The organism is Parabacteroides vesiculifaciens (assembly GCF_049860805.1).
GTDB lineage: Bacteria > Bacteroidota > Bacteroidia > Bacteroidales > Tannerellaceae > Parabacteroides.
Window position 1 is genome coordinate 2,530,100 of the sequence record NZ_CP187555.1, and the last position, 17,119, is coordinate 2,547,218.

Consider the following 17,119-nt stretch of genomic DNA (forward strand, 5'->3'; position numbering starts at 1 on the left):
GACAAATAAAGTCTTTTTATCCTTATTATATCAGGGCGACCGCACCAAATTCATTTTTAAGCAATACGATCTTATGGACTACATAATATAAGGAATAATCTATCCCCGCTACAAGAAAACTTATCTACATAGGCATAAAAAAACATCGGAATGCCTATCAATTCTGTAATCAGTGCCAGTGATTATAAAATCAGTGCCAGCAATTATATAATCACAACCACTGATTATAAAGTCACTGACACCGATTACAGAATTAGCAGGCACTTAAGAAAAAATTATTCGGGACAAAAACGGGTTTTTCTCTCCATAGAAATAAAAAATTGTTACTGCTGGATTTGGTGCGGTTGCCCTAAATCTATATTGGATAGTAAACTAGAAGATGCTACCTTTGTAAAGCCCGTACACAAACGTACCCGGAATCGGCTTATGAACACAACGATCAGAAAGATGCCGATCGGCATACAGAGTTTCGAAGATATACGGAGGGATAATTATGTATATGTAGATAAAACGGAAATCGTCTACCGCCTCGTAACGATGGGAAAGCCTTATTTCCTGAGCCGCCCGCGACGTTTCGGAAAGAGCTTGCTCATCTCCACTCTCGAAGCCTACTTCCTCGGGAAAAAGGAACTTTTCAATGGGTTGGCCATTGAGAAACTTGAATAGGATTGGCTGACTTATCCGGTGCTGCATCTCGATTTGAATGCGGAAAAATACGATTCGCCCGAAGCACTGAACAAGATGCTGGAACTTCACCTCGACCGCTGGGAAGACACCTATGGAAAAAGAGGAAGTGAGACTACGCTTTCCGGACGTTTCGCCAACATCATCCGTCATGCCAACCAGCAGACAGGCCGCCAGGTCGTAAATACAAAGGACTACATCTATGTATTCAAGTTCAAGCTCGACGGTTCCGCTTTTGATGCGCTGGAACAGATCGAGCATACAGGTTACCTGATCCCTTACACTGCCGACGGGCGGCAATTAGTGAAAGTAGGCGTCTCCTTCGATGCCGGGGAACGGAACATAGGGGAATGGGAGATTGATTCAACTCCGGGTTAAGACGAAATCAGGGGTGACGAGGTAGTTCAACTGATAAACCGCGCCTTGCCCCGTGCGCGTTTCATAGACGGTGAAACTTCCTTCTTCCGCATACGGGAACGGACGGACGTGCAGGTGGCGGAGGAAATCGACCTCTTCCCGGCCGATCATCTTAAACAATGTCTCTTTCGCGCACCAATGGAGCAACAGGTGTTCCGTTTCGTGTTCCTTGTCTATACCCGCCTCTTCTTCCGGGTTCATAAAACGGCTGCGTATCTTCGACACCCGCCCGGAGCGGTATTCGATGTCGATACCGGCGGCAGGACGCTCCTGCAACAGGACAGCGGCATAACCTTTCGTATGGGAAATGCTGATATGCAAAGGCAAGTCCGGCAGAAAAGGCGCACCGTCCGGACGATAAGCAATACGGGCCGGGCCACCCGTAAGCTCCTGCAAAAGCACACGGCTGGCAAGCCATTCCCGGCGGCGCTGTTCCGCATGGATCAGCGCCAATTGCGAAAGACAGGCTTCTCCATTCTGCAAAAGGGAAAGGAGCGTATCGGAAGATTCCTCGATCTTCCAGATTCCCCACAACGGACCGGTATGTTTCTGCAAGAGAGGCATTATTTCTTCCAGTTAAAAGATTGGATCAATTCTACGACATCCTGTTTCAGGTAACGGGTGACAGGAGCCAAAGAGTCGGCATTCGGTACACAGTCGTAATACAAAGCCCCCCGGAAAAAGCGGGAGACACTGTCGGTCAACATAAATTGCAGCGGCGAGGCGGATTCGCCATCCAGCATAAAAAGCGAACCGTACACCGAAGCCTCCGGATTGCTGTACGCCTGCTCCCTGATCCGGTCCGGATATTTCGCCTGCCGGACAACCAAAGCGCGACATTCCTGCTCCGCCCTGCCCAACGTGGCAGGAGTGACAGGCAGGTAACTGCAATAGAACTTCACATTCAACTGCGGATAAGAAAGATTGATCCATCCCGCCGGATTTCCTTCCGGGGGAAGCTCCACCTCCGCCCATCTGGAAAGCCGGAAAGTATAAGGCAAATCCTCGACCGGAAGTGTCTGGTATGAAGGCGCAGGCGGCTCAATGCGGAAATAGCCGCGTGGCTTCGGTGTATATTCCGTGCAGGAAACACACAAAGCCAACAGCAAAAAACAGACTATACCGGCTGGTGTACGCATTACTTCTCTTCCGGGTCCTTGTCCAGGTCTGAAATACGGTTGAACTTGACTTTCAAGATACGGCGGTTATCGATCTCCAGTATCTGGAAACGGTAGCCGTCATACTCGATGATCTCGCGGCGGCTCGGGAAGTCCCCCTTGATCTCCAGCAGGAGTCCGGCAAGGGTTTCGACCTCTTCGGTCAGTTTGCCGAACTCGGTAGGATCGGCGCCGATCACGCGGAAGAAGTCGGTCAGCAATATCTTGGCTTCAAAAATAAGGCTGCCATCCGCCAGGCGGATGAACTGCTTTTCATCTTCGTCGTATTCATCGGAAATCTCGCCCACGATCTCTTCCAGGATATCCTCCATCGTCACGATGCCGGAAGTGCCCCCGAACTCGTCCACCACGATCGCCATGTGGATCTTGCTGGTGCGGAACTCTTCCAAGAGGTCGTCGATCTTCTTCGTCTCGGGCACGAAATAGGCCGGACGGATCAGGCTCTGCCAACGGAACGTGTCGGGTTTCTCCACATACGGCAAAAGGTCTTTGATATACAGGATACCTTTGATATTATCCTCCGAATCGGCATAGACCGGAATACGCGAATAACCGGATTTGATAATGAAATCGACCACGGTGCGGAAACTCGTCTTTATATCGATATCCTCCATATCCAGACGGGGCGTCATGATCTCGTCGGCGGTCTTGTTGTAGAACTTGATGATCTCCGAAAGCATCTCTTTCTCCTCCGGCATTTCAGTGGAAGTGAGTTCCAACGCTTTGGAGAGCTCGTCGACCGAAAGGTCGTATTTTTTCTTTACCAACGCCTTGTTGATGACGCTGGTCGAGGTGACCAATATCTTCGACAGCGGACGGCAGATGCGCTCCACGACATTCAGCACGGGGGCCGAACTGCGTACGAACCGCAACGAGTTTTTCTGTGCGTAAATCTTCGGCATGATCTCTCCGAACAACAAAAGCAGGAAGGTCAGGACAATCGTCTCCAGGATAAAGCCCAGCATAGGGGCGGAGGAGAAATTGACGATCGCATTGATACCGTAGGTACAAAGCATCACGACAGCCACATTCACGAAGTTGTTGGCTATCAGAATAGCGGCGAGCAGATACTCGGAACGATCCAGCAAACGCTGGATTAATGGGTCGGAAGGCGCATTCTCCTCCCGGATGTCATTGATATCACCCGGGGTTAACGAGAAAAATGCCACTTCGGAAGCCGACACGAAGCCGGAAACTAACAGCAGGAGAATTGCAAGGCTTAACGCTATCACAGGGCCTGCCGTGAGCGCCTGTATAGTAACTTGGTCGAATAAGCCCGATAAATAATAGTCTGAGTCCAAGGGGAACAGTATTAGTTAAACAATATCAGAACGGAAGATCATCCGCACTGTTGGAATCTAAAGAGTTATCCGGCTGTCCGGATGCGGGTTGCTGGTAACCGGTAGATTGCTGGTATCCGGTAGACGGCTGTGTTGTCTGCGTCTGGCCACCTGGCTGGCTGGCCATACCTGTTCCGGTGTTGCCGCCTTCGCGGTTGCCCGTACCTGTTCCGCCACCCATGCTGTAAAACTCGACACGGTCTGCATGGATTTCGGTTATGTAGCGTTTGGCTCCCGACTGGTCGTCATAACTGCGGGTACGAATCTTTCCTTCCACATAGAGGCCGGAACCTTTCTTCACCCATTTTTCAACAAAGGAAACGAGATCACGACGGACAACAACATTGTGCCACTCCGTGCGTTCCGGCACGACAGTACCATTGGCCAACGTATAACCCCTATCCGATGTTGCAAGCGGAAAATTGGCGACTGCAGCACCACTATCGAAGTAACGTACTTCCGGATCGCGTCCGACGTTACCGATCAATATAACTTTATTCAATGACATAGCTCTATTCTTTTATTTGTTTACAAAGAAACATAAATTCAATCATTCTGACAAGTTTCCTCCTAATTTCTCCAAATAAATATGTATCAGGCGCGGAACTGCATATTTCTCCACATCCCCGCGCGCCACAGGGAGGAAAGCATTCAGAGCATCGTTCTCACGCTCTATCTCTATCCGGTAGAAAGCGGCATACAGGATCTGATGGGACAGGACGTGTTTCACGCCTTGCAAATCCACCGAAACATTCAGCCTCCCCGCCCCTTCGAACAACCGGCGAAAAGCATCGGTCGCCTGCAACGCAGCAAAGTCCATAGCCTTGTCTGTTTCAATAAGCGGGAATTCGTAAAGCCCCTCCCAAATATCTTTCCCTTTCCGGCGGGACAACCAGGTTTTCCCTTTATATATAATGTATAAATAATGGAAATACCGGTCACGCGTCTTGGTCTTATGCTGTTTCACCGGATAATCCTGCACATCGCCCGCCGCATACGCAGCACAACGCTCTTTCAGCGGACAGGCTTCGCAATCCGGATTTTGCGGCACGCATTGCAGGGCGCCCAATTCCATTATCGCCTGGTTATGCTGTCCGGCATGCTGCGGGTCCATCACCAGGCCGGCCAACTCCGTAAAGGTTTTCTTTCCCTTAGCCGTATCGATAGGAGCGCCCACCGCAAACAGGCGCGAAAGCACCCGGAAGACATTCCCGTCCACTACCGGATACGGCTGGTTCCAGACAAACGAAACGATGGCGGCAGCCGTATACTCCCCTATCCCTTTCAAGGAGATCACATCCTTATATTGGTTGGGAAACACCCCGCCGAAACGCTCCATCACATCTTTTGCCGCGGTATGCAGGTTACGGGCGCGGCTGTAATAGCCAAGCCCTTGCCAGTATTTCAACACCTCGTCTTCCTCTGCCGAGGCCAGCGAGGCCACATCCGGGAACCGTCCGGTGAAACGGATAAAGTAATCCATCCCCTGGACCACCCGTGTTTGTTGAAGGATAATTTCGGATATCCAGATGATGTAGGGATCGGAAGATTCGCGCCAAGGCAACTCCCTTTTATGTTTTCGATACCAGTCACGCAACAAACGGCTGGTTTCTAAATCGTTTTCTATCTGCGACATACAGCTCTTTTTTAGTCTTCTTCAGGCCTGCAACTAATTGATTACTGCAAACATACACAGTTCTAACGGATTGTAAGGAAACTTTTTTCTTAAAATTTGGTTGACAATTCTTTTTCCACTTAAATAAAAAGCTATATATTTGCATTCCAAAAAATTAATAGGTCCAAATCAATTATTTAATTAATTTATAGACATGACTAAAGCAGATATTGTTAGCGAAATTTCAAAAAGCACTGGTATCGACAAACAGACAGTGTTAAGCAGCGTAGAATCTTTTATGGATATCGTAAAAAGTTCGTTGTCTCAGGGTGAAAACGTATACCTGAGAGGTTTCGGAAGTTTCGTGATTAAGAAGAGAGCCCAGAAGACTGCTCGTAATATTTCAAAGAATACTACGATCATCATCCCGGAACACAACATTCCGTCATTCAAGCCGGCTAAGACTTTCCTGAACGAAGTAAAGTAATCGAGTTATTATAGTTTAATTTAAAATTTTAAAACAATGCCTAGCGGAAAGAAAAGAAAAAGACATAAGATGTCTACGCACAAGCGCAAAAAGAGACTAAAAAAGAATAGACATAAGAAAAAATAAGTCTATTTGAGCAACTCTGAAGAACAAACTTAATAAGAGACCTTTTAAGTTTGTTCTTTGCGTATTTAATAAGGTCTCACATTTAAACACCTCTTTTTATAGTGATTAGTGAATTAGTAGTTGACGTACAACCCAAAGAGGTATCTATAGCCGTACTGGAGGATAAGAACCTTGTCGAGCTCCAAAAGGAAGCCCGCAACGTCTCTTTTGCCGTCGGCGATATATATCTGGGCAAAGTTAAGAAACTGATGCCGGGGTTAAACGCTGCTTTCATTGATGTAGGTTATAAAAAGGATGCATTTCTTCACTATCTGGACTTAGGTCCTAATTTTAACACCCAGCAGAAATTCCTTAAGCAGGCACTGGGAGAACAGAAGGGAGAGAAAAAACTTCCCGCCATCTCCAAACTGCAATTGCTTCCCGAAATCGAAAAAGACGGAAGCATCAGCAACGTGCTCAAAGTCGGACAGGAAGTGCTGGTGCAGATCGCCAAAGAGCCGATTTCAACAAAAGGTCCCAGACTGACTTCCGAGCTTTCTTTTGCCGGAAGATACATCGTGCTGATACCGTTTGCCGACAAAGTGTCGGTTTCCACAAAAATCAAATCGAGCGAAGAGCGTGCCCGTCTACGCCAACTCATTCAAAGTATCAAGCCGAAGAATTTCAGCGTAATCGTACGTACCTCTTCGGAAGGAAAGCGCGTTGCCGAACTCGATCATGAATTGAAGACATTACTGAAACGTTGGGAAGACAATATTCCTAAGATCACCAAAGTAAAAGCTCCTGCGCTCATCTATGAAGAGACGGCAAGGGCAGTGGCTTTGTTGCGCGACATTTTCAACCCTTCTTTTCAGAACATTTACGTGAATGATGCGGACATCTATCACAACATCCGTGATTATGTCAGCCTGATTGCCCCCGGACGGGAAGAGATCGTACAACAGTATACCGGCGAACTTCCTATCTTCGACAACTTTGCAATCACAAAACAGATCAAGTCCCTATTCGGACGCACCGTCACGTACAAAAGTGGAGCCTATCTGATCATCGAACATACGGAAGCCATGCACGTTATCGACGTGAACAGCGGGAACCGTTCCAAAGGCAGTGATGCCCAGGAGAAAACAGCTATCGACGTCAACATGGCAGCGGCAGACGAAATTGCCCGTCAATTACGCCTGCGCGACATGGGTGGTATCATTGTAGTCGACTATATCGATATGGCAGAAGCTGCCAACCGGCAGAAACTGTTCGAGCACATGACGAAAGCGATGGCTAACGACCGGGCAAAACATAACATTTTGCCGCTGAGTAAATTCGGCCTGATGCAGATCACCCGCCAACGTGTCCGCCCGGCAATGGATGTCGATACATCCGAAGCCTGTCCGACCTGTTTCGGTACGGGCACTATCAAACCCTCTATCCTGTTTACCGACAGCCTGGAAGGAAAGATCGACTGTTTGGTTAAAAAACACAACGTGAAGAAATTCGCCCTGCACGTACATCCTTATGTTGCAGCATTTATTAAGAGCGGAAGATTCCCGCTCAGTTGGAAATGGAAACTGAAATACTCGATGGGTATTAAAGTGATCCCGAATCAAAGTCTGGGCTTTCTGGAGTACAAGTTTATCGACTCCGACAAGAACGAACTGGACATGATGGAAGAGAAAGAAATCAAGTAAAATCAAAAGTCCCCGGGCCTACATAAAAGCTCGGGGATTTTTTCATCTATGCTCCTGACTAAAAGAGAAGAAGCAAAAAGCCTTTCATTTGTTTATATTGACGGTTGACATATGCCGCGATACGTTCATACGCCTTAGCGATATGTATGTTCACCGTCTTCTCGCTAATCCCCAATACATCGGCAATTTCCCGATTCTTCAATTTATCGGAAAGCACAAGGCGAAAAACTTCCCTGCATTTAGGCGGCAAAGAATCGATCGCCTGCTGGACTAACATCCGGTATTCTTCATCCATCAAACTTTTTTCAGGTGTGTCCGAATCCGGAACCAGTTCGATCTCATACAAAGAGTAAGCATCCTTTTCCTGCACATATCCCCTTCTCAGATAATGCAAAGCTTGGTTTTTCACGGATATATACAAATAACGTTCCGGTTCTTTCACATGCGACAGTGCCTCCCGCTTCTGCCAAATGACAGTAAAGACATCCAAAACAGCTTCTTCAGACAGTTCACGGGAGTTCAGATAGTAATAGGCCACATGAAACAGGCACCGGGAATAGGTCTCAAATAATATCCGGAACGCTGCCTCATCTCCCTTCACTACTTTTTCAAAAAGAGATATGATACTCCCCTCTTCCATCTCAGATAAAGTCTTTTTATAATATATTAGCCAGTAAATGTAACTAAAATTTCTTCAAGACATCACCCAAAGACAAAAATGTTTTTTTCATGAAAAACTTTTACCCTTCACCATGATACGGAATTCAGCCCCACTCAGTAGCGGCAGATAGATCAGGTATTCCTTTCTTATTTCAATAAGGAAGTGCGAAGGGGTATAACTCACCCCGGTGACATCTTTATATTTACGGATAACATGGTGTATCCGAAATTCTTTTTCATCACAAAAGAATCCCAACTCCGGAAAATGCCCACCAAAACAAACGGAATAGATAATAAAAAGATTTTGAATCTCATCCATGCTACAAACATCCATACACCATCCTGCTTTAATTAATTACTATTCTAAAGTTGCAAATGGTATATGTGGTTTTATCCAAGAAGTGGCCCATCCATAAAAAAGAAGGGCGGCAGACTGAACTTTACTGAAACGAAGGTTCGGCTAAGACCCATCCACCCATAAAGTCAGCCGCACGCCCCCTTTATCTATATACAATAATTTACCTATACAACATTGCATAGATAACACGTATATCCGGTAAAGGGTTGCGGGGCCTTCTTTGTGCATGAGTAGATAAGAAAATTTAGCCGATTTTCATTTCATCGCACAAATATCGCACGCAACACAGGCTTTCAACTTAAAAGCCTTTTCTTGTCGCAAATATACATATTAATAATATTTCAAACTATGATAATCCATACCTTTTTTAGTTTATCATTACTAATTACTTAATCAAGATTACAAATATAATGTATATAATCTAACAACCTGTTGATTTTGAAATTATTTCTCATATTCAATACGAGGAAATAATGAACCAATTGGATAATGTGACAATATGCCAATAGAGGAAAATGTGAATCATAAATGATGATTTACCGGTATGAAACATGGATGTCAGGGTTATACAAAATGATTGTCATTCCGTAGGGGCAGGGCTCTGCTCTGCCCACAACACATTAAATATTATCCTGTTATCTTCTGGGTGGAGTAGAACCATTTATGCTAATAGGTAAACCAAAATCAGCCGGATTGTTATACTTTTAAACAACCCGGCTGACTTTATTGATAAGCATCGAAGATTTACAAACCGCTAATTTCTTCCACCGACAAACCGGTGCATTGCGCTATCGTTTCGATATTTACTCCCTGTTTCTTAAAATTGGCAGCAATAAGGCGCTGTTCTTCCGCTTTGCCTTCCATTTTACCTTCTATTTTACCTTCCGCTTTACCTTTCTCCATCCCATCTTCAAAACTGGTGTCGAGGGCGGCGGAGAGATCGCGTTCGACGGAAAGGCTCAATTCGTATTCTAAGCGCTGGTCGGGAGTCATGCGCTCTACCTCCACGATGCTTTTCAGCTTCCGGAATATCTGATTGTTCAGTTCTTGGGGTAATCGTTCCATGATCTCGATGTTGTTTAAGACATATAACCACTTCTTATAAAGCGTATCACACTCATGCAAAGGTAATACAAATTTCGGCATTTCAAGATAGATTTCATTAAGCGTTTCACTAAACGGAACCTTCAACTCACGATCCATCCGGACGATGTCCCAGCGGTATTTGTCTGGCAATGACGGTTCCATGATGTAATTCAGGACACAAATGACGTACACTTTATTGATCTGGTAGTTCCAGCGCTTACGAACCACCTCGTCGGGTTCCTTCTCCAACTTTTCCTTTACGATCATCGTCTGTTGCTGGATAGCAAACGAAGCGTAGTATAAAACTCTGTCGGAGAAATACTTCTGACGGCTTTTCTGCATCTCGACAATAAACACTTCGCCTTTTTCGTTCTCACAAAAGATATCGAAGACAGCCCGACGCTGGTCTTGTTTCAGGCCGAGCATCTCGACGTTCCGAAACGTGATGTCGACTATCACTTCTTGCTGGATAACTTCATTGAGAAAACTGATGATAAGATCTTTACTTAATTCACTCCCGAAAATCAACTTCCACCCGTAGTCCGAAAAAGGATTGACAAATTTACTCATAGCTAAAATGTTTTAGTTATGCCCAATAGCAGGCATGCGGTAAATGTAGGCATTATTATTTACATCGAATACATATTGAGGGATTTATTAGGGCAACCGCACCAAATCCAGCAGTAACAATTCTTTATTTCTATGGAGAGAAAAACCCGTTTTTGTCCCGAATAATTCTTTCTTAAGTGCCTGCCAATTCTGTAATCGGTGTCAGTGATTTTATAATCAGTGGTTGTGATTATATAATTGCTGGCACTGATTTTATAATCACTGGCACTGATTACAGAATTTACAGGCACTCCGATGTTTTTTATGCCTATGTAGATAAGTTTTCTTGTAGCAGGGATGGATTATTCCTTATATTATGTAGCCCATAAGATCGTATCGCTTAAAAATGAATTTGGTGTGCCCTAGGGATTTATTTCAGGATCTGCAAGATAGGAACTATAAATGAGGAGTCAAATATGCCAAAAGGTGAGATCGAACAGTCATGTAGTATTTACGGAATCCTTTTTTTATTTTTTTCTTGCATCCCGAGTAGGAGTTTTTCACTTTACCTGTCATCTTTATTTATAAAGGTATCGGAATAAGATGGAAAATAAACAAAACAATAAAGAACTCGAATCACTGACAAAGCGCATACGCTTCAAGTCTTTGCCTTTTGATGAAAAGCAGATGTCCGATCGTTTGACAGACAGAGTCAAACGACCTGTCATCATATCTTATGCCGATAAAGGAAACTCCGCATGGAAATATTTCTCTATAGCGGCTTCCATTGCCCTTCTGTTAGTTACAAGCATCTTGCTGATCGATAAAGAGCCGGAGCAGGAACTTGTTTATTATGAGACAACAGCCGTCCCCGATGCAAAAACCAAAATCACATTGCCGGATAGCAGTGTCGTATGGTTAAATGCGAACGCCTGCCTGCGTTATCCAAGAGAGTTCAGCGAACAAATCCGCCAGGTTGAAATAAAAGGGGAAGCATTCTTTGAAGTCCGGAAAGATGAAAAGAGACCTTTTATCGTTCAAGCCGATGGAATTGGAATACGAGTGTTGGGTACAACCTTTAACGTAGATGCAGAATCGGAAAAAACAGAGATCACTCTTATTACCGGAAAAATCGGGTTGTATAAATACACGAATCAATCGCAAACGGCAGACCGGATATTATCACCCGGCGAACGAGCAGTTTTTCTTAAATCGGATAACAAGCTGAGTATTTCAACTATACGTCCGGAAAATACGATATCATGGGTTACCGGAATATTCAAATTCAAAGACAATTCATTAGCTGATATCATGCAAGAGTTACAACGGGCTTTCCATGTGAAAATACATATTCAAAACGAAAACCTGAAAAAACAGACTTTCAATGCCAACTTCACAGAGAAAGAGACATTGGAAGAAATACTATCAGTTTTGCAAATCTCAGCCAGATACAAAATAGAAAAAAGGAAAGGAGAAATTTTCCTGCAATAAATACAGAATGTTAAACCACAAAGACAAACGATTATGGACAGTACATGAAAAACAAGATTTAATTAATAGAGAGACATACAAAAAGAATTGGGAATGTTGCGACCATTCCCAAATTCTACATTGTTAATCGGCAGATAGCACACCTGCCAATTTTAAAAATTAATACATACAAAATTATGGATAAAATTTTATTTATCAGGCAAAATCCAAAGGATTTTACCTGTGAGGAACATTATTCCTCTTTAAAAAGAATTTTCAAACACGGAATCAATCTTTTAGGACTTCTTTTATTGTTTTTGTTCGTCAATATTACCTTCGTTCATGCACAAGCGGTAAAACTGTCTCTGAATAAGCAGAATGCAACATATGAAGAGATTTTCAAAGAAATAGAGGAAAAGACCGGATACAAATTTGTTTATAACACATCCGAGATCGACCGAAACGAAAAAACCTCTATCCAGGGAACAAATATGGATCTAAACGAGTTGCTGCGAAACTTATTCCGCAGCAAAAGAAATATTTCTTTTGCTGCGAAACTTATTCCGCAGCAAAAGAAATATTTCTTTTCGTATATCAAATAAGCACATTGCCTTGTTCAAAGCACAGATCAAAACTATTTCCGGAACAGTCATCGACACACAAGGAGAATCTGTCATCGGAGCTAACGTCTTAGTAAAAGGTAGCACAACCGGCACTATTACCGATGTCGACGGCAAATTCAGCCTGGAAGCAAGCGAGGGAGATATTTTGCAAATATCTTATATCGGCTACAACACACAAGAAATCACAATTGACAGGAAATCCATCTTAAAAGTGGTTTTGCAAGAAGATCAGCAAGCCTTGGAGGAAGTTGTCGTAATCGGCTACGGAGCTGTAAAGAAAAAAGACCTTACCGGGGCCATCGCCCAGGTAAAAGCCGATAAATATGCCACTCAGCAAAGTACGAACGTATTGGATATGTTGAATGGAACTGTTGCTGGTTTTAACTCTAACATCGGGACTTCTGCTTCCGGAGCTAGTGAAATGGAAATACGAGGTCCCGCTTCACTTTCAGCCAACAATTCACCCTTGATTGTATTGGACGGGGTTATCTTCAATGGTTCTATCAATGACATCAATCCATCGGATATCGAAACTATAGACGTATTGAAAGATGCCAGCTCTGCTGCTGTTTACGGTTCACGGTCTGCCGCCGGTGTTGTAATCATCAATACCAAACAAGGCAAAGGGGAAAAAATGAGTATAAATTTCTCCGCACAACTGGGTTTAACAGATTTTACCAACGAAATCAAACCGAATGATTTATCTGGATTCATCCAACGCAGACAAGATTTCCAACGCAGAATAAATCCAGACAAGCCAGAAGGATATTACAACAATCCTAATCAGTTACCGGAAGGCATTGACGTAGATACTTGGCAAAATTACGATGCTTCATACCAGTCCGATCCAATTCTGACTTGGATGACACGTCTGAATTTGCGTGATATCGAACAACAAAACTATCTGAATGAGAATGCCTATGATTGGTATGGTGAAGCTACACGTCCCGGATTAAGGCAAAACTACAATGTCAACATATCCGGAGGCATTGGCAAAACTAAATATTACTGGTCATTAGGCTATACAGACAATCAAGGTTATATAAAAGGAGATGAGTATAAAACAATCCGTTCCCGTATTAATGCAGATACCAAAGTTGCCGAATTTCTGACTGTGGGAATCAATGCTCAATTTAGCAACAAAGATGAAAGTAATGAAGCCATCAAATTATCGAATATAAGCCGCCAGAGTCCTCTAGGACAACCTTATGATGAAAACGGAGAACTAAAATGGTATCCTCATGACGATTCAGGAATTGAACAAAACCCATTTCTTTTATACAGAAAACGGGACAAATTCAATGTCACCCAAAACCTGTTTGCCACCATGTATGCCGACCTGAAACTGCCATTCGGTTTTAGTTACAAAGTTTCTTATATCAATCGCTATGATTGGCAAAAGAACTATTACTATGATTCGTCAAGTATCCCAAGTGGCAACAAGACAGGCGGCTTCGGGCGGCGTATCAATTATTCGCTTTACGAATGGCAAATAGACAACATCATTTCATGGAAAAAAACTTTTGGAGTTCATGATTTTTATGCAACATTCTTATACAATGCAGAAAAGAAACAAACATGGAAAGATACTGGTGAAAATGTAAATTTTACCCCCAGTGAAGCATTGGGCTTCCATCAATTAGGGACGGGAGGATCACCAACTATTAAAAACGAAGATACTTATTCGACCGGTACCGCAATAATGGGCCGTCTGAATTACACGCTCATGAATCGCTATTTCCTAACTCTATCTATTCGTAGAGACGGATATTCGGCTTTTGGTATGGAAAATCCTTACGCTACTTTTCCATCCGGAGCTTTAGCCTGGAATTTATCAGACGAATCGTTCTTCAATATCAAATGGATAAATAATCTCAAAGTCAGAGCCTCTTATGGAATAAACGGTAACCGGGATATAGGGATTTATGATGCATTGGCAAAACTTGAAACAAACAAATACCTGACTGGAAGCACATTGATCTCAGGTATATACAGTAGTTCACTGGCGAACCAATATCTAAAATGGGAAAAGACTAAAGCTTTAAATTTAGGTCTGGACTTTTCCATTTTAGATAGCCGGTTAAATGGTTCGGTCGATTATTATAGCATGATTACAAATGACTTGTTGTTAAAACGCAGCCTACCGACAATTATTGGATACGACAATGTAATGTCTAATATGGGAGAATTGCAAAACAAAGGGTTTGAAATGACTCTTAATAGCTATAATATCCAAAATAAGGATTTCAGTTGGAACTCGACATTGACGTTCTCATTTAATAGAAACAAGATCAAACATCTCTATGGAGAAACAATCAACATTTTAGACGAAAATGGCAATGTTATCGGACAAAGAGAAGGTGATGATATCGACAATGGATGGTTTATCGGACAATCAATAGATCGGATATGGGATTACAAATTCCTTGGTATTTACCAGCTTGGAGAAGAAGAATTGGCTAAATCATTCGGGAAAGCTCCTGGCGATGTCAAATTATACGATCCTAATGGGGACGGAGTGTCTACTCAGGAAGATAAAGTATTTCAAGGTTATACAAAGCCACGCTTCCGTTTAGGGCTTCGAAATGACTTTACTCTTTTCAAAAACTTCCAGATTTCTTGTTTCCTCCGTGCAGATTTAGGACATTGGAGAGCAAACAGTCTATTGAGCAACACGTCTAATGTCGAGGATAGAGCCAACAGTTATGCATTGCCTTACTGGACTCCGGAAACCCCGACAAACAAATATACACGGTTAAATACGGTAAACACACCTGGATATAACATTTATGAAAGGAGCAGTTTTGTACGTTTGCAAGACTTGTCCATAGCATACAATATCCCGGAAAATATTCTCAAAAATCTGAAAGTAGGACATTGTAAAGTATATTTGAGTGGACGTAACCTGCTAACTTTCACAAAATGGTCTGGTTGGGATCCTGAATCTGGAAACACTCCTATGCCTCGAATCTTTACATTTGGAATTGATGTCACATTATAAATAAACAAGTTATGAAAAACTGGATAAAATATATCATTTGTGCGTCTCTGTTTACAACCGTTTCATGCGGAGACGATTTCTTGGAGATAAAGCCCCTTTCTATCTTCACTCCGGAATCTATTTATACGGATAAGGCCGGATTTGACGGAATACTGGTTAACCTCCGTAAAAACTTACGCCCCGATTTCTATGGAGAAGGAGGGGGCCTGGCTTCTGAATTAATCGCCTCAGATATTGCAATCAGTGCCAATAAAGCAGCTAATGCCATACATAATTTTGATACTCAAGTATTACCGACAGGGACCGGTACGACCTATGACTTCCATGAGATCTGGACAAGAGGATATAACCAGATACGAAATGCGAATGTTATTCTGTCGCGTATCGACAATGGCAAATTCGACACAGAAGAAATCAAAAATGCAATTATTGCCGAAGCATATTTTCACAGAGCCTATTGGTATTATAGATTAGTCCATTTATATGGAGATGTCCCCTTTTTGAATATAGAACATACGGCTCCTAAAATCGACTTCTATACGCACTCACGAAAAACGATACTTGCAAAAATAGAAGAAGATTTAGCATGGGCTGTCCAGTGGCTACCCAAAACAGCTGTTCCCGGAGCAGTCTCTAAGGCTGCCGGCAACCATTTGCTTACAAAAATATATCTGTCAAATGGAAAATTCACAGAAGCTGTCGACGCCTCTTCTGCGGTCATTAACGACGGAATTCACTTTTTAATGACTGACCGCTTCGGGGTAGATGCTTCCGATCCTCAGTTTAATACGATCTGGGATCTCCATCAAAAAGACAATAAAAGCTCATCTTCAAATAAAGAAGGCATCCTTGTCGTACAGGAACGTTACGGATTTCCGGAAGCAGAAATAAGTGGAGGCACCCAGGCTATGCGTCGCTATGTTCCCTCTTGGTGGAATTCGTCCTACATGAAAGATCCCGACGGAAAAAGAGGAACTATCGACACACAAGGAAATGAATTTGTCATAAAAATAGGAAGAGGAGTTGGTTATGTCCGGCCTTGCAGTTATTACAATTATGAAATATGGAATAACTGTAATAAGGACTTGAGGCATGACAATCAAGTAAACTGGTTCTCTGTCGATAAATTCATTTACAACAATCCATCTTCCAAATATTTCGGACAACCCGTACAGATACAATACACAAATCCCAAAGACACCATCCATTGCTGGTATCCTTTCCCTTATTACAAAGTATATGTCGAAGATGAAGAAAGACCCGATCAGCCATATGGAGGACATTCGGACTGGTATTTATTCAGATTGGCCGAGACTTATCTTTTAAGGGCAGAAGCCTACTATTGGCTAAATCAAACAGATAAAGCCGCTGCCGATATAAACTCGGTAAGAGTACGCGCAAAAGCCGATCCTATTGTAGCTTCACAAGTTTCAATAGAGTATATATTAGATGAAAGAGCCAGAGAACTTTTCGCAGAAGAATTCAGAAAAACGGAATTAACCAGAATCGCCTTTATCATGGCAGAAAAAGGGTTAAACGGCTATTCCTTAAAAAATTTTTCCGAAAAAAATTTCTGGTATGACCGGACTGTTGCCAAAAATGAATTTTATAAGGCAGGTGATATCTTATGGGGAACAAACGTATTCAAAATAAGCCCATTCCATGTCCTTTGGCCCATCCCGGCAAATGCCATCGATAGCAACCAAGGAGGAACCATTAACCAGAATAAAGGCTATATCGGGTACGAAAAAAATATTCCTCCATTAACAGCCATAGACGATCAACAATAATTTTCTAAACCTACCGGTTATTATCGACCGGTAGGTTATATTTGTAAATCTTT

At 43.1% G+C, this 17,119-nt stretch carries 14 protein-coding genes and 1 pseudogene; 7 read left to right on the forward strand and 8 right to left on the reverse strand.

Annotated elements, in window-relative coordinates; all coding sequences use genetic code 11:
- Positions 1-426: 426 nt before the first annotated feature.
- Positions 427-1,062: pseudogene (locus ACPYIV_RS10325) on the forward strand (AAA family ATPase).
- Here ACPYIV_RS10325 and ACPYIV_RS10330 read toward each other — a convergent pair.
- The 5 genes from ACPYIV_RS10330 to mutY are packed head-to-tail and all read right to left on the reverse strand — an operon-like array spanning position 1,048 to position 5,255.
- The gene (locus ACPYIV_RS10330; RefSeq protein ID WP_293733565.1) at positions 1,048-1,665 is read right to left on the reverse strand and encodes a 4'-phosphopantetheinyl transferase family protein; all 618 of its coding nucleotides are present in this window, start codon (positions 1,663-1,665) and stop codon (positions 1,048-1,050) included. The pseudogene ACPYIV_RS10325 and the gene ACPYIV_RS10330 sit on opposite strands and share 15 nt — an antisense overlap.
- Entirely contained in the window at positions 1,665-2,240 is a 576-nt protein-coding gene (locus tag ACPYIV_RS10335) for a gliding motility protein GldD (RefSeq protein ID WP_293733564.1), read from the reverse strand. The genes ACPYIV_RS10330 and ACPYIV_RS10335 overlap by 1 nt, the downstream gene beginning before the upstream one ends.
- Positions 2,240-3,580, reverse strand: coding sequence for a gliding motility-associated protein GldE (gene gldE / locus ACPYIV_RS10340; protein ID WP_293740429.1), 1,341 nt, complete (start codon positions 3,578-3,580; stop codon positions 2,240-2,242). The genes ACPYIV_RS10335 and gldE overlap by 1 nt, the downstream gene beginning before the upstream one ends.
- Before the next feature lie 25 nt (positions 3,581-3,605).
- On the reverse strand, positions 3,606-4,127 hold the full coding sequence (locus ACPYIV_RS10345; protein ID WP_293733562.1) for a single-stranded DNA-binding protein: 522 nt from the start codon (positions 4,125-4,127) through the stop codon (positions 3,606-3,608).
- A 42-nt stretch (positions 4,128-4,169) separates the two neighbouring features.
- Complete coding sequence (mutY, locus tag ACPYIV_RS10350) at positions 4,170-5,255, reverse strand: A/G-specific adenine glycosylase (RefSeq protein ID WP_293733561.1); 1,086 nt, start codon at positions 5,253-5,255, stop codon at positions 4,170-4,172.
- A gap of 193 nt (positions 5,256-5,448) precedes the next feature.
- On the opposite strand from mutY, the gene ACPYIV_RS10355 reads away from it, so the two are divergent.
- Positions 5,449-5,721 carry an HU family DNA-binding protein gene (locus ACPYIV_RS10355; RefSeq protein ID WP_008148996.1) on the forward strand — a complete coding sequence of 91 codons (273 nt, stop codon included), beginning with the start codon at positions 5,449-5,451 and terminating at the stop codon, positions 5,719-5,721.
- Between the two features lie 227 nt (positions 5,722-5,948).
- The gene (locus ACPYIV_RS10360) at positions 5,949-7,529 is read left to right on the forward strand and encodes an Rne/Rng family ribonuclease (RefSeq protein WP_293733560.1); all 1,581 of its coding nucleotides are present in this window, start codon (positions 5,949-5,951) and stop codon (positions 7,527-7,529) included.
- Between the two features lie 58 nt (positions 7,530-7,587).
- Here ACPYIV_RS10360 and ACPYIV_RS10365 read toward each other — a convergent pair whose 3' ends face one another.
- From ACPYIV_RS10365 to ACPYIV_RS10375, 3 genes are all read right to left on the reverse strand, one after another.
- On the reverse strand, positions 7,588-8,169 hold the full coding sequence (locus ACPYIV_RS10365) for an RNA polymerase sigma-70 factor (protein WP_293741069.1): 582 nt from the start codon (positions 8,167-8,169) through the stop codon (positions 7,588-7,590).
- A gap of 87 nt (positions 8,170-8,256) precedes the next feature.
- Positions 8,257-8,523, reverse strand: a complete 267-nt coding sequence (locus ACPYIV_RS10370; protein ID WP_293733558.1) for a hypothetical protein — start codon at positions 8,521-8,523, stop codon at positions 8,257-8,259.
- A 768-nt stretch (positions 8,524-9,291) separates the two neighbouring features.
- Positions 9,292-10,203 carry an Rpn family recombination-promoting nuclease/putative transposase gene (locus tag ACPYIV_RS10375; RefSeq protein WP_425886466.1) on the reverse strand — a complete coding sequence of 304 codons (912 nt, stop codon included), beginning with the start codon at positions 10,201-10,203 and terminating at the stop codon, positions 9,292-9,294.
- A gap of 582 nt (positions 10,204-10,785) precedes the next feature.
- Between ACPYIV_RS10375 and ACPYIV_RS10380 the strand changes: the two genes are divergently transcribed.
- The 4 genes from ACPYIV_RS10380 (at position 10,786) to ACPYIV_RS10395 (ending at position 17,066) form a co-directional block, all read left to right on the forward strand.
- Positions 10,786-11,673, forward strand: coding sequence for a FecR family protein (locus tag ACPYIV_RS10380; protein WP_425886467.1), 888 nt, complete (start codon positions 10,786-10,788; stop codon positions 11,671-11,673).
- Between the two features lie 176 nt (positions 11,674-11,849).
- Complete coding sequence (locus tag ACPYIV_RS10385) at positions 11,850-12,254, forward strand: hypothetical protein (protein ID WP_425886468.1); 405 nt, start codon at positions 11,850-11,852, stop codon at positions 12,252-12,254.
- 10 nt (positions 12,255-12,264) lie between these two features.
- Positions 12,265-15,276, forward strand: coding sequence for a SusC/RagA family TonB-linked outer membrane protein (locus ACPYIV_RS10390; protein ID WP_425886469.1), 3,012 nt, complete (start codon positions 12,265-12,267; stop codon positions 15,274-15,276).
- An 11-nt stretch (positions 15,277-15,287) separates the two neighbouring features.
- On the forward strand, positions 15,288-17,066 hold the full coding sequence (locus tag ACPYIV_RS10395; RefSeq protein ID WP_425886470.1) for a RagB/SusD family nutrient uptake outer membrane protein: 1,779 nt from the start codon (positions 15,288-15,290) through the stop codon (positions 17,064-17,066).
- Positions 17,067-17,119: the final 53 nt, after the last annotated feature.